Origin of the sequence: Rhodococcus sp. JVH1 (assembly GCF_000280725.2) — a bacterium.
In the GTDB taxonomy this organism is placed as follows: domain Bacteria; phylum Actinomycetota; class Actinomycetes; order Mycobacteriales; family Mycobacteriaceae; genus Rhodococcus_F; species Rhodococcus_F jostii_A.
Genome location: NZ_CP166290.1, coordinates 1 through 14186, shown reverse-complemented (window position 1 = coordinate 14186; position 14186 = coordinate 1). Strand labels below are relative to the sequence as shown.

Here is a 14186-nt window from a genome sequence, read left to right as displayed (position 1 = left end):
ACGACGACGCCTCCCGTTCCGGTCTTCTCGTTGCCGCCCACCCGGGTTCGAGGCCGGGCGGGCGGCGGGAGTGGTGCAACGAAGGTGTGCGACGAGACGAGTGAGAAAGTGTTCTGAAAGTGTCACGCCGCGCGGGTCGACTGCCAGGGGCGTCGTCCGCGTGCGGGGGCGAGTCGTCGGGTCATCAATCCGATCATTGCCCATTTGATCATCGCCTCCGAGTGCGCCGGGAGACGTTCGTAGTCGTGGTCAAGTCGACGGCAACGCACGATCCACGCCAGGGTCCGTTCGATTAGCCAACGGTGTGGCAGCACAGTGAATCCGAGCTGCCCCTTGGGTTTCCGCACGATATCGAGCGTCATCCGGCAATGCTCCGCGACCCACGCGACGAGACGTCCGGCGTAGCCGCCGTCTACCCACACCAACACCATCGACGGCATCACTGTCTTCGCCCGGGACAACGCCAGGCGCCCGCCGTCGCGGTCTTGCACGCTCGCCGCGGTCACCAGCACGACCACCAACAGGCCCAGCGAGTCCGTGACCACGTGTCGCTTCCTGCCGTTGACCCGTTTCCCGCCGTCCCATCCGCGGGTGTCCGTGCCGACCGTGTCGGCACCCTTGACCGCCTGCGCGTCGACCATCCCCGCCGACGCCATCGGATCCCGGCCGCTACGGTCACGGAGCTTCGCCCGCAGCGCGTCGTGGATGCGGTCGGTCACCCCGGACTCGTTCCATCGCTGGAAGTACCCGAAAACGGTCTGCCAGGGCGGGAAGTCGTGCGGGAGCTGCCGCCACGAGCAACCGGTGCGGTTGACGTAGAGGATCGCCTCCACGATCCGCCGTCGATCGTGGATCGCCGGGCGACCGCCCGGCAGCGCCGTGGGCACCATCGGTGCGATCAACTCCCAATGGGCATCGGTCAGATCGGACGGATACGGCGTCGGCTTGCGACGATTCCTGCGAGCAACCACGGACCCAATCATGCCGCCACCGGCCGGTCCGCCGCGCCCGAATCGAACACTTTCAAAACACTCTCTCAGGTACGTCCTTCTGACGTCCGCCGAACACAGTAACCGCCAACGCCGCTCAGTAGGGATACCTTTCGATCGTAGGGGTGCGTTTGACGCAGCGCAGATACCCGCCCATTTCTGGGCGGGTATCGCCCGATTGCCGGTAGCGGGTGGTTGTCCGGAGCGGGGGGCATACCTTCGGTAGAAGGCCGACGCGCTGGGCCTGAGTACTGGTGAGCGCTCACCTGAGACAGCGACGGGCGATCTGGCGTGACCGTGTGTTCGTGGCTGCTGTCTTGGATAGCTGCTGGTGCTGCGGTTACTCAGATGCGGCGGGCCCCCGATGGGATGGAACCCCGCCCAATCGCGCTGCGGGCAGGTGGGTTCCTCATCGGCGATCCCGAGTCGGGTAAGGCGGACCGCCGGACTGACCAGCACCACCAACCACAGGACAGGTCCACCGCGCTCGAAGCCGCGCACCCAATCACTCGTTGCCTCCAGGCCTCCACGGGTACTCCGTTCGCGTATCTGGTCAGGCCGGACTTCCTGCAAACTGTTCGCGCTCGTCTGGGTTTCCTCGGACGAGGATGTCGAATGGTCAGCGCGTGTGGGGGATTGTGTCCCAGCCCTCGACGGACTCGGGGGTGCGGGGGCGTGGTGCGGGTCCGGTGTAGATGGCGGCGGCGCGGACGAGCTTGCCGAGACGTTGTTGTTCGAGGATGTTGGACGCACCAGCCGGCGGGCGGCCGCAGGTGAACATCGCGGGCATCATGTGCGCGGGGACCTCGGCGAAGTCGGTGGTCCACCGTCGTCGATGGGACGAGCAATGAGGGCTGCAGGCGAGGCTCCGGACGCCGCATTTTCCGTCGTCGGCGATTGTGCCGTGGCATGTGCAAAATGCCACCCTCTGACAGGTTTGCTTAGCATCAGCCTGTGGAAATCAGCAGGGGAGGGTGTCGATCTGGGCGCGCCCGACCAGGTGAAGTGCGTCCAAGGATATGATCCCCATGTTCTGCGTGGGCAGAACCTTCGCACACGACGAGCTCCGAGGAGGGCCGATGGCAACAAACGACCAGCTAAAGGCCCTTGTCAAGAGTCACGCAGACCGCGACGATCCACAGTTCTATTCCGTGGCGATGCAGGTCGCGGCAAAGGCTGCGCGATCCGGGCAGGAGCGGTTTTCTCAGGAACTTCGCGACATGGTCGACGAGCTGCGCAGGAAGTCGGTCCAGTCCACTCGCATCGCGACCGTGGTGCCGGTCTCGCAGCCCCGCGGTGAACTTGCCTCCCTGCTGTCGGTGACGTACCCCGACGCTCGCTTGTCCGACCTAGCACTCGCTGACGACGTCTCCGATCGGCTGCGGCACCTCCTCCTCGAGCAGCGCCGACGCGGCGACCTTGCTCGTCACGGGTTGAGCCCAGTGCGGCGAATGTTGCTAGTGGGGCCGCCGGGGACAGGTAAGACCTCCACAGCCAAAGTGATCGCAGGAGAGCTGAGATTGCCGTTGTTCGCAATCCGGTTAGACACCATCATCACGAAGTTCATGGGTGAGACTGCCGCCAAATTGCGTCTGATCTTCGATGCTCTAGCCGAGACCCAGGGCGTGTATCTCTTCGACGAGGTCGATGCCCTTGCGGGCGACCGAACAGCAGGCAACGATGTCGGGGAGATTCGGCGCGTGTTGAATTCCTTCCTCCAGTTTCTCGAGGAAGAGACATCCGAGAGCGTCATTGTTGCTGCGACCAATCACCCGGAATTGTTGGACAAGGCAATGTTTCGTCGATTCGAATCGGTTGTCTCGTTCCCCCTTCCGGACGAAGATGCCGTTCGGGCGGTAATCAAGAACCGCCTCGCGAACTTCCGCCTCAGCAACCTCGGGTGGAAACGGATCATCAGCTCAGCCCGGGGTCTCAGCCACGCAGAGATCACCGTAGCTGCCGAGAATGCGGCGAAGCGCACCGTTCTCGCCGGTGACGCGCAGATACGCACTGACGATCTTGTGTCGGCGCTGGAGGACCGTCGTCGGACAACCTTCCACGGAGATGAGACTCGTAAACCGTAATGGCAGAAAGAAACAAACCGCATCTCGTCATTCCCACACCTCCACAGGCGGAGCCCTTCAAGTCCGTGAACTCCGGACGAAACGGAGAGAAGACCGCACCATTCACCGGCGATCGTGCAGCCCACGGCCGCCGTCTCGAGCGGGAGCTTCGCGCGGCGCTCGCACCCGAGAGCGAAGATGAGGAGGTCACCGGCACGCTCGTCACGTTCGTGTCGTTCGCGGGCCTCGATCTCGCGCTGAATAGTCTCGATCCGTTGGGAAGCGGCGAACAGCCCGAGCTCGTCGCCGTTAAAGAGGAAGTCACGGACGAGGGCCCGGTCCAGATGGCCACGGTCTACATTCCGGACGGTCAGAAGCAGTACTTCCTCAGCCGACTGACTGGTTACGTTGCGTCATTGGCGAAGGAGACCGTCAAGAATGCCACCCTCGTCGAGGGCATCGCCTCGATCCGCCGTGCCACAATCCGCGAGCTGTGGACCGACGCCGGCCGACTATTCCCGCTCGATGACGGCAAACGTCATTGGTGGGAAATCTGGCTCCGCCGACGAGATGGGGACGAGCTTCGTCGCCTCACCGACCAGGCACGCCAGATAGAATTGGCTACGAGCGCGCACTATCTCGGTTTCAGTGACCGAACGGTGCTTCTGCTGCAAGCGACGATCGACGAACTCTCCCAGATATTCGAGTCCATCGATGATATTGCCGAGTTGCGTTGGCCCAGCGATGTAGCCAGCGTGCTGACCGAGATGTCGGCCTCCGAACAGGCCGATTGGGTTGGCGATCTCCTCGTGCGCGTGCGCGCGGCGAGCGAGGATGCTCCGGTAGTGTGCGTGGTCGATACCGGGATCCAGGACGGCCATCCACTCCTACAGCACTCTCTGCACACTTCGGACCGCCACGTCGCGGAGACCGATTGGAAGAAAGATCCGACACACGGACACGGCACCGAGATGGCAGGGCTTGCACTCTACGGAGATCTCCACGCGGCCGTGCTCAACTCCCATGACGTCCACCTGCGACACCGCCTCGAGTCAGTAAAGTTCCTGCCGGACAACGGTGAAAACAAGCGGGACCTCTATGGTGCCATCACCGCCAAATCTGTCGACCGACCGGAGATCGAAGCTCCGCGCCGCAGCCGAACATTCATGCTCGCAGTCACCGCTCCTCGCCCCGCACGCGAAGAACGCACCACGGCCGACGACGCCACTGATCCCGGCAAGCCCACATCCTGGTCCGCAGCAATAGACGCATTGGCATACGGACGGGCAATCGACGACACCGCCAGCAAGCTGACCTACATCGACCGCTCCGACCGCCTCCACACGCGGCTGTTCATCATCTCGGCCGGAAACATTCGCGATATCTACCCAACAGATGACCACCTGGTCCGGTCCGACGGCGAGCCGGTGGAAGACCCTGCCCAAGCATGGAACGCGCTAACTGTCGGCGCATACACCGACAAAGGCGACATGGGAGGCGCGGATCCGGTATTCGCCGACTATGTTCCACTGGCCCCCCGCGGAGAATTGGCCCCGGTCAGCCGAACATCGCGAGAATTCGACGCCAAGTGGCCATTCAAGCCCGATGTGGTAGCCGAAGGCGGAAATGTTGCCGTCGCACCGGATCGGTCATCCGCCCAGACACCGGAAAGTTTGGCAGTCCTGACCACCAAACTCCAGAGCCCTCTGGAACAACGAGCCTTCACCACGACCCGAGACACCTCCGCAGCCACCGCTCAAGTAGCGGCACTCGCTGGCCAGATCATGGCCGAGTATCCCGATCTACGACCGGAAACAGTCCGAGGATTGATCGTCCATTCCGCGCAATGGACAAAAGCGATGCGTCGCCGCATCCAATCGGCACCGAACAAGGCCGAGAAGGTCAAACTTCTCCGGCGTTACGGCATGGGTGTGCCGAGTCTGTCCCGGGCTTTGCACAGCGCGTCGGACGCGCTGACACTTATCGCAGAATCACGCATCCACCCCTTCGAGAGGGAGAACGGAACGGCCACGATCGGACGAGCGCGCGAAATGAATCTCCACGCGCTTCCGTGGCCCAAGGAGCAACTCGAAGCGCTCGGTGGAGTGGATGTTCTTCTCCGCGTGACCTTGTCCTACTTTGTTGAACCGAACCCATCGAATCGCGGTTGGAACGGTCGATATGCCTACCCCTCGCACATGCTGCGGTTCGCAGTCCGCCGACCGGAGGACGCCATCGATGCGTTCCGGATGCGCGTCAACGCCCGCGCCCGCGAAGACGGGGAGAAGCCGATCTCGCTGACGACCGAGAAAGGGTGGCTGTTCGGATCGAACCAGCAACAGGCCAACGGGTCCCTCCACACGGATATCTGGGAAGGTCCTGCAGTCGATCTGGCCAGCAAGGAAGCAATTGCGGTATATCCAGTGGCCGGATGGTGGAAAGACAAACGTGCCTACGACCAAAGCGACAATGGCGTGCACTACTCCCTGATCGTGAGTATCGAATCGCCCAACGTGGAGGTAGATCTGTGGACTCCTATCGCCCAGCAGATCGCACCCGAGATCGTCATCGAGACGTAAGGTCCCGAGAAGGCGTACCAACGACCGCGGCAACATCTCTCCTGCGCGGTCACCCCCTCACGCAGTGCTGCCGCAGGCGGCGCATCTGTCCGCGGCCAACCCTGCAACTGCGCCCCGTCTGGACTTCGATCGGCCGACGATGAGATCTTGACCGCCGAGGAGATCGCCCGGTTCGTGGCCCGGGTTACGTATCCCACAAGTCCGGTGGTGCTGGTGGATGAGGAACTGGCGCTGGCAGGCCCCGGCGCGCGCCTACGGTGGTTGGCTCGATGCGTTGGGCCTGCCGGACTTGGGGGAAGGCGCGCACGCTTCTGCCGGAGACCGCCGTGCCGCAGGTCCATCCACCGGGGCGCTGCCGCATCCCTGCGGGCGGGCGGCGAAGCGCGGGGACGATCTCCCACAAGGCATCAGGTACCAACCGCAGAGACATCTCATCTACCACGCGTCACCTAATGCGCCACAAGTCACTTCATCCACATGAGACACGCTCATAAGTGGCTGCAGAGGAAGCTGCTGTAACGAAATCTTTGACAACACTGAGATGCTCAGGCTTCATGACACAGCATCTCAGGACGGTGGTGTGCTCACTATCATTTTGGACCTGAGGGTGCAGGCGCTGGAACCACTCGCTATCGAGTCGCAATAGTGCAGCATGCCAACCTCTTTCACTGAGAGCGGCGAATGCCTGTTCGGAGTGCTTCGAGATTTCCGAAGTCGTAGCGCCTTTGGGGAAGAAGCAAACCATATCGAGCTGGGAGGATGTCCCGAGTTCCGTGGAACTTCGGTGGCGGCCCGGGCGGGCGGATCACGCCCGGTGAGAGGTTCCGCCCCGGTCAGATCCCACTTGCTGCGACACCGACGCTACGTCAGTGATCATTCGCGAAACGAATGGGTTCGCGTTAGAGGCTGTCGGATGCCGCCCGTAGACTCCACCGCGTAGCCGTCCCGGCCGTGGTCCTGGACGTATACGGAAAAGTAGGACGTGCGAGAACCGGGAACCTTGCTGATAGGGCCGCAGCGTAGCGGGCGCAGTCGAGACCGCATCAAGCCAGCCCTCCGGAACACCTCCTGCCCGGCGTCGACGGGCAGGAAGGACTCCCCACAGTCATCGAGACTTGGGCTCCAGCACCGAGTTGTCCCGGGTGTCCGGGATGAAGTAGACGGCGATACCCGTGAGGGCAATGCAGCCGGTGACATACCAGAAGTAGGCCGACTCCATGCCCGCCTGCTTGAGCGCGAGCGCGACGGTCTCCGCAGTTCCGCCGAAGGTTGCGGTGACCAAAGCGTGGGGGAGTCCTACCCCCAGTGCCCGGACCTTCGTCGGGAACATCTCGGCCTTCACGATCGCCGCGAGAGCGGTGTAACCACTGAGGAAAACCATTGCCACGCAGACGATCAGGAATGCGAGGATAATGTTGGTCGTCTGGCCTAGCAGGGTCAGTAGAGGAACTGTCAGCAGCACCCCACCACCAGCGAAAACAGCCATGACCTTGCGGCGTCCGACACGGTCGGACAGGTGGCCAACGAGTGGCTGCAGGACCATCAGGAGCACCAGCGCGCCGAACATGACCAGAGACGCCTCGGACTTCGAGAGTCCAGCGGTGTTGACCATGTATCGCTGCGAGTAGCTCGTGAACGTGTAGAAGGCGACTGTGCCTCCGATCGCGAGTGCGAACACGGCCGCGAACTCGCCGGGGTACTCGGTGAAGAGCGAGCGCAGACCCTTTTTCACGACCCGGCCCTCCTCCTTAGCGAGGCGCTCGGCGGCCTGTTCTTCCTTGAATTGCTCGGACTCGTCCATGTGACGACGCAGGTAGAGGACAACCAAGGAAGCGGCAGCACCGATGAAGAAGGGAATCCGCCACCCCCATTCATACATCTGCTCCTCGGTTAGCAATGCCTGCCCGAGGAGCAGGACGGCCAGCGCGATCAGTTGGCCCAACACAATGGACACGTACTGGAAGCTGGAGTAGAAGCCACGGCGGCCTGGGGTGGCGACCTCGGAGAGATAGGTTGCGCTCGATCCGAACTCGCCGCCCACAGACAAACCCTGCAACAGACGAGCGACGATGAGGAGGATCGGGGCGGCGATCCCTATGGCGGCGTAGGAGGGAGTCGCTCCGATAAGCAACGAGCCGATGCCCATCAAGATCACCGACAGGCTCAGCGCGGCCCGCCGGCCGAAGCGGTCGGCGTAGATCCCGAGCAACCACCCACCCAGCGGGCGCATCAGGAACCCGACCGCGAAGACGGCTGCTGTAGACAGCAGCTGTGCCGTCAGATCGCCCTTGGGGAAGAAGACCGTCGCGAAGTAGATGCTGAAAATTGCGTACGTATGCCAGTCGTACCATTCGACGAGGTTTCCTAGTGAGCCTCTCGCGACATTCGCGATCACTGACGGAGTTCGCTGATGGGTAGTAGTTGCGGACACGACAAGCTCCCTTGCTTGAATCCTGGAAAATCGATCCACTCACCGAGGAATGGAATGGAATGGTCCTGCTCGGGCGGCCCAGATATAGCGCGCCACGATTCCGGGGGAATTTGGCCCTGCCGAAGCCCCGTGTTTAGTGGAGCCGACGAATCATCGGCGGCCCGGTTTCGGTAGCCGGGCGCACCGACCGCTCACGCCGAGCCCGTGGAACGACGTGCGGCATCACCTCGGTGGCGATTCGCTCTAACTGCTCGATCGGATTCGTCACCGTGGTGCATAGAACCAGCCGGGCGCCCGCGTCGACGATTCTTTGGACACCGTGGACGCAGTCAGCCGGACTACCGGCCACTGCAACGTCGACGTTCACCCCACGATCGCCGTAGTACTCGCGGAGAACCCGCGCCACTTGACGGCGGGCCCGGTCGCCGTTGTCGTCCACAACGATGTAGACACGCTTCGCGATCGGGAAGGTTGCCCCACCGAGGGCGCGGACTATCCGTGCCTGTTCCGCGAAGGTTTCGGTTGTCACCGAACCGGCGCCAAAGAAGCCGTCTCCGAGGCGCGTTGCCCGTTTGAGTGCGTTCGGATGGCTGCCGCCGATCCACACCGGCGGTCCGGGCCGCTGGAACGGTCTCGGCTCGATCGAGGCATCCAAAAGCTGCCAGAACCGGCCGTCAAAGTCGACGCAGGGGTCGCTCCAGAGAGCACGCATTAGTTTCATCGCTTCGGTGAACCGCGCGACCAGGTCGCTGCCGTCGTGCCCGAACGCGCCGAACGGCCGGTTGCGCCCGCCGATGCCGAAGCCCGTCTCGATCCGTCCCCGGCTGAGCTGGTCCAGTGAGGCTAAGCTCTTGGCCAGCAGCACCGGGTTGTGCAGCCCGGCAACGAACACCGCGCATCCCAGGCGCAGAGTCTGCGTGCACGCCGCGGCGTAGGCCATTGTCTCGAGTGGGCCAAGCACGGGCGAGCGGCCGAAAACCTGCTCCTGGGTCCAGCCACTGTGGAAGCCGAGCTCCTCGGCGCGACAGACGTAGGCGCGGAACGCTACCGGGTCGAACTCGCCGTCGGCGGCGAACTGCGGGAGGGAGACGGCAAAGTCGACACCCGGGGCACCGGTTCCGCCCCACCGCTGAGGAGGGCCCGGGCGAGCCGGCGTTCCGCTGGCTCGCTCCGATGCACCCGGGGTGCTTGTCATGGTGCTGAAACCCCGTTCCCAGTCGCTGGCGCCCCGAGAGCCGGGTCGGCGTACGTCAGCGTCGGGTCCGGGTGGGACAGCGATAGCGTGTCGGCCCCGACTCCGTAACCCACCGGGTCCGCCTGCCCGCCGTCCCCTGTCAGGTCGATCGGCACCTGCGGGGACCGATTAACCGAGACCGAGAAGATGTCGAAACGGTTGTAGTACCCGACGACGTCATGAATCCGTTTCAGCGGGACCGCGCGACTCAGGTCGATTTCGGCCACGCAGATTCCCTCGTTATCGGACAGTACTTCGCTGACCGGACGCCCAGTGGGATCAATGATCATAGAAACCGCCTGCGATCCGTTCTCGAAGAGCGCGAGAGTCCGCTCGCCGAGTTCCCCGAGGAACGATCGTGCCGATTCGTCGAAGGGCGTCGAGGCGACGATGTTGTACACCTTCGCTTCGAAGGAGTGAGCCGCTGCGCGAATCCGGATCGCGTCCTGGATGTCGTATCCACCGGTGCCGTCGGGGTTTCGGGCAGGGGCCACGGACGGGTAGCTGGAGATGTGCACCTGTTCGCCTTGTGCCATGAGCGTGTAGCGGGCGAGTGGGTTCGCGTTCTCCCCGCAGATCAGCATGCCTACACGTCCGATGTCGGTGGCAGATACCTTCAGGCCGGAGCCGTCACCGTTCGCATAGGCCAGCTTCTCGACATAGGTGGGAACCAGCTTGCGATGGTGGTTGAGGATCGCTCCATCGCTGCCAATGAGGACGTTCGAGTTCCAGAGGCAGCCGACGCTCACGTCGGTCCCCTCGGTGAACCCCATCGACACGACGATCTCGTGCCGGGCCGCTACGGCGCGAACCCGCGCCAGCTCGGGGCCGTCGACGCGGATCGCGCGGGCGGCGAGCATCTGGAAGAACTCGTCGGTTTCGATCGGGGCCACCACTCGACCCCAGTGCGGGTAGCCCGCGATGAACACCTCGGGGAACGCGATCAGGCGCACGCCCTGGCGGGCCGCTTCGGCGATGACGTCGCATGCTTTGTCGACTGTCTTCTCGACGTCGAGGTAGACGGGTGCGACGTGGGCCGCCGCGGCCTTGTAGCGGGGATATTCGATCATTTTCGGGTTCCAATCATTTGTTGTCTGCGGTGGTAGCCCTCGGTACCCTGGCCACGCGGCTAAACCTGCAGGGCCTCGGCAGGCCGGTCCGTCATTAGGGCGAGTAAGCCACGTCGACCCTCCAGCGGTGCTGCGGAGGAGGTGAACCCGCACTCGGCCAGTAGAGCAGCCTCCACGGCATTGGCCGCGGCCTTGCCTACTTGGATCGCCTCGGCGTCGGTTCCCGCGGCGGCCAGAAGCCCGGCCGCCTGTGTTGCGGCGAGCCCAATCGCATTCCGGAGTTGGTCACTGTCGAGACCGCACAGTCGGCCTGTGGCAGCCACCGCACCGACCGTTCCGGCAGTAGCGCGCATGTCCCAGCCCTCGGCCGCATGTTTATCGCCGAGTGCGGCGGCGACGAGCTCGGCGACCCCGCGGCCGAGCGCGATTGCCGTGACCGCGCGCTCGTCGTCACAGAGGGCCGTCGCGGCCGCGGTGACGGCCACCCAGGTCAAGTTGGAGTCGTGCGCCGCTGCCGCACCGGACACCCATGCCGTCCACAGAGGATCGTCCGTGGAATGGGTGGTCAGAGCTTCCGGGGCACGACCTCCCGCGCGCACGAACGAATCCCGCTGGGATTCTGCAACGTGCAGGGCAGCCCGGTCCGGCTCAGTCTCCAGGACGTAGCGGACGACTCGGTCCGTAGTGATGCTGGTCTTGTCAGTCATGTGTTGATTCCTCATTCGGGTGGATGGCAGCGAGCAACTCGTTCGGGCCAGGGGTGGTGGCGAGCTGGTCGACGGCGTCCGCGACCCGCTGTGCAGCGCCGATTCCCAGCACCGGTTCGACCAGGCGGTCGACCTTCGTGAACAGTTCCTGGTCGGTTAGCGGGCGGGCGAGGCTCCCCCGCGCGTGCTCGACCCAGACGATTACCGGCTGCGCATTGGCTTGCTCGACCCGGACAGTGGCTTCGTCACGGGCTCGCTCTCCGCTGGGTTGCAGCGTGATCAGATCGCGTAGGCGCGTCGTGTCCACTGCTCGAACCCGCGCGTCGGTGAACTGGGGTAGACCGACCTCGCCGTCCAGCAGGCCGGCTGCTGCCGCGTGGTAAGCGCTGAACCTTGCCTGCAGGCCGTCGGTGGGCTGCCGGCGCCCCATCAGCTCGGGCACCAGTGGATGGCAGGAGATTGACACCGCGGTGATTTGGGTCGGATCAGGAACCTGGCGGGCGGCTTCGACGGCCGCGTCGATCACCGGGTGGGCGACGATCCCGCACGGATACGGCTTGAAGGTGTTCTTCGTCAACTCCCACTCGGAGCCGCCGAGCTCGAGACGGTCCACGGCGGTGGCGAGCACTTCAAGAGCCCCTCCGTCCCCGAGAGGATCGGGGACGGAGGTCGCTCCGCTGGCGGCAAGTCGGGCTGCGTGAACACCGTTGGCGGCGGCCTTACCTGGGTGGAATGGCTTAGTCATTGAGCCGAATCCCTCGCGGTGCCCCAGCGTCATGGTCGCGGCCAGCCCTAGTGCCCGCTCAGTCGTCTCAACGTCGAGTCCGAGCAGGAGCGCGGCGGCGACCGTCGAACCGAACACTCCGCACGTACCGGTGATGTGCCAGCCGCGTTCGTAGTGACTCGGCGAGATGGCGTTGCCGATCCGCAGCTGCGCCTCGCATCCGAGGGCGAAGGCGATGAGAAACCGCTCCCCTGAGGTTTCCGCATCCGCTTGTAGTGAGAGGACCGTGGCCAAGGCAGAGGCGCCGGGGTGGATGACCGTGGCGAGATGAGTGTCGTCGTAGTCATCGTGGTGCGCCGCGGTGCCGGTGATTAGGGCGCTCCAATAGGAATTCGTGCTCTCCGGGCGTCCCGGCACAACGGCCGCGCCAACAGCCCCGCGGCGGCGGGCTGCGGCAAAGAGCGAATCGACTGCCGGAGTACGCGCGGCGCCGATCGCGGTCCCGAGCACGTTAAACAGGGTCCGGCGAGACGCACGGGCTGCCTCAGGCGGGAGCGGTGAGGCGGCCGCCGCCAGCAGTTGCGCGCTGAACTCTGCGGTGGCCGTTCCGGTCGTTGTTCCAGATGTCATGGATCACACACTAAGTAGCGCGATATCGGTGAACAACGCCACTTGCGCGGCCTGATCGTTGCATTATCTGCAACGATCAACTGCGCGCCCGCCCCATTCCCCGGGCGATCCTCGCCAGGGCATGTGTGCTGTCGTGACTGGCTGCGCCCGCCGGGTACGCGACGAAAATGGTGCGGGTCGGCGGGTTTGTTCCGCCGATCGGCAGTCTGGCGACCCTGGGATGATGATGGTCGCTCATGCCCTCAGGCACCACCGAGACCCCGAGCCCGGCACCGACCATGGACTCGACCAGGAAGAGATCGTTGACCTCGACGGCGATCCGGGGAACGAATCCAGCTCGGGCACAAGCGTTGACTAGGTGGGTACGGCTGCTCGACCCGGGTTCCATGGTCACGAAGGGCCGGTCACGGACCTCGGCTAGATCGACTGACGGGCGGCCGACGAGCGGGTCCTCTGTAGGCACTACAAGCATCAGCGACTCCGTGAACAGCGGCTGGACCACCATCCTTGGTTCTGTCGGCGCGAGCGAGGTGAAGGCAATATCGGCTTCACCTCGCAACAGAGAGGACAGCACCGACGTTGCGGAACCCTGCCAGCAACGGAATCTCAGGCCCTGCTGCTCGCTGAGCAGCGTAGAAAGTGCCACCGGCACGAACCGCAGACCGAGCGAGTAGGTATGCGCCACTCGAAGCAGGCGGCGTGGCCCTCCTGCCTCGACCAGTGTCGCGTCGATCGCATCCGACCGTGCCCGCAGAACCCCGTGTGCCTCGCGGGCGAGGACGTGACCACTCGGCAGCAGCCTCACCTGGCGGCCCGCCTGCTCGACGAGCGCGACACCGAGCTTACGTTCCAGAGCCCGGACGCTGCGTTGGACGGTGGCGACGCTGACGTTCAGCTCGGCCGCGGTGCGTCCGAAGTGCTCGGTCCGTGCGAACTCCAGAAACACTTCCAGGTCTTCGAAGCTCACCCGCTGCGATCGTGTGTCCGCCATGCCCTTCGACCCTTCTGATCGATTTCTACCGCCAGAGGTCAACACGTTCGTCACCCGGGGTGAAATGAATGTGATTCACCTTAGGTAACCGACCGCAGTCAACAGCAGGCCAGGCTGTGACCTCCGACTGGAGTGCTGGTCGACGGACCGTAGATGACCGAGCAGAGTACCGCACTCTGCGAATATGTCCATCAAAAAGGGGGACTGTCTGAATTCGAATTGTCGTCAACATTCCAGTCGCTACTCCTCGTGCGGTTAGTGAACCCGCGGCGGAGTTATTGGGCGCTATCCTTTGATGGACGGCAAACGGAGGTTTCACCCCACGGGGTGTAATTTTGCTCGGGCAAAAGGGATGCATTAGGGGAGGTTAGTCAAAATCGATTTGGGCGGACGCAAGCCAGGGCCGAAGTCGTCAACAGTGCATGCACTTAATCCGATTATGGTGTTGACCTCGACATATGGGGCGAAAATTTACGCAGATTGAAGGTTTCTAATTCACTCGAAGAATGGCGTCGATAATTTGACAAGTGACTGAATGTCGTGGGATTATTGTTGAATAGGTAATCGAAGTTCGAGTTGAGCCAAGGTGGGACCTGTGGAAAATTAGGAAAGGAGAAACAATGCGAGATGGAAGTGATTTTACTCATTTTAACAATTCTGGGAGCCGCTGGGTTCCCGTTCACAGTTTTGGCATTCTTCGGGATTGGTCCGGAGGAGATTAAGAGACTGTTCAATTGGAGATAGATTCAAAAGCAGGTAGCGGAGCCT

General features: G+C 63.4%; 9 protein-coding genes and 1 pseudogene. 2 read left to right on the top strand and 8 right to left on the bottom strand.

The window, feature by feature from the left end; translation table 11 throughout:
* Nucleotides 1-122: 122 nt before the first annotated feature.
* Together JVH1_RS37680 and JVH1_RS37675 are read right to left on the bottom strand one after the other, a co-directional pair.
* A complete protein-coding gene (locus JVH1_RS37680; RefSeq protein ID WP_009472970.1) occupies nucleotides 123-971 on the bottom strand; it encodes an IS5 family transposase in 849 nt (282 codons plus the stop codon).
* 637 nt (nucleotides 972-1608) lie between these two features.
* Nucleotides 1609-1806, bottom strand: a pseudogene (locus JVH1_RS37675) (citrate synthase); the annotation flags it as partial.
* A 262-nt stretch (nucleotides 1807-2068) separates the two neighbouring features.
* Here JVH1_RS37675 and JVH1_RS37670 point away from each other — a divergent pair.
* A complete protein-coding gene (locus tag JVH1_RS37670) occupies nucleotides 2069-3073 on the top strand; it encodes an AAA family ATPase (RefSeq protein WP_043777642.1) in 1005 nt (334 codons plus the stop codon).
* Nucleotides 3073-5631 (top strand): S8 family peptidase, encoded by a 2559-nt coding sequence (locus JVH1_RS37665; protein ID WP_009472967.1) that lies wholly within the window; start codon nucleotides 3073-3075, stop codon nucleotides 5629-5631. The genes JVH1_RS37670 and JVH1_RS37665 overlap by 1 nt, the downstream gene beginning before the upstream one ends.
* Nucleotides 5632-6736: 1105 nt before the next feature.
* Here JVH1_RS37665 and JVH1_RS37660 read toward each other — a convergent pair.
* From JVH1_RS37660 to JVH1_RS37635, 6 genes are all read right to left on the bottom strand, one after another.
* Entirely contained in the window at nucleotides 6737-8026 is a 1290-nt protein-coding gene (locus JVH1_RS37660) for an MFS transporter (RefSeq protein WP_009472965.1), read from the bottom strand.
* A 169-nt stretch (nucleotides 8027-8195) separates the two neighbouring features.
* A complete protein-coding gene (locus JVH1_RS37655; RefSeq protein WP_009472964.1) occupies nucleotides 8196-9257 on the bottom strand; it encodes an LLM class flavin-dependent oxidoreductase in 1062 nt (353 codons plus the stop codon).
* Nucleotides 9254-10366 (bottom strand): carbon-nitrogen hydrolase family protein, encoded by a 1113-nt coding sequence (locus JVH1_RS37650; protein WP_009472963.1) that lies wholly within the window; start codon nucleotides 10364-10366, stop codon nucleotides 9254-9256. Before JVH1_RS37650 ends, JVH1_RS37655 begins: the two co-directional genes overlap by 4 nt.
* A gap of 59 nt (nucleotides 10367-10425) precedes the next feature.
* Nucleotides 10426-11073, bottom strand: a complete 648-nt coding sequence (locus JVH1_RS37645; RefSeq protein ID WP_051033631.1) for an MmgE/PrpD family protein — start codon at nucleotides 11071-11073, stop codon at nucleotides 10426-10428.
* Entirely contained in the window at nucleotides 11066-12427 is a 1362-nt protein-coding gene (locus JVH1_RS37640; protein ID WP_043777602.1) for an MmgE/PrpD family protein, read from the bottom strand. The genes JVH1_RS37645 and JVH1_RS37640 overlap by 8 nt, the downstream gene beginning before the upstream one ends.
* A 76-nt stretch (nucleotides 12428-12503) precedes the next feature.
* Nucleotides 12504-13418: a LysR family transcriptional regulator gene (locus tag JVH1_RS37635; protein ID WP_009472960.1), complete on the bottom strand. Its 915-nt coding sequence runs from the start codon at nucleotides 13416-13418 to the stop codon at nucleotides 12504-12506.
* Between the last annotated feature and the right edge of the window lie 768 nt (nucleotides 13419-14186).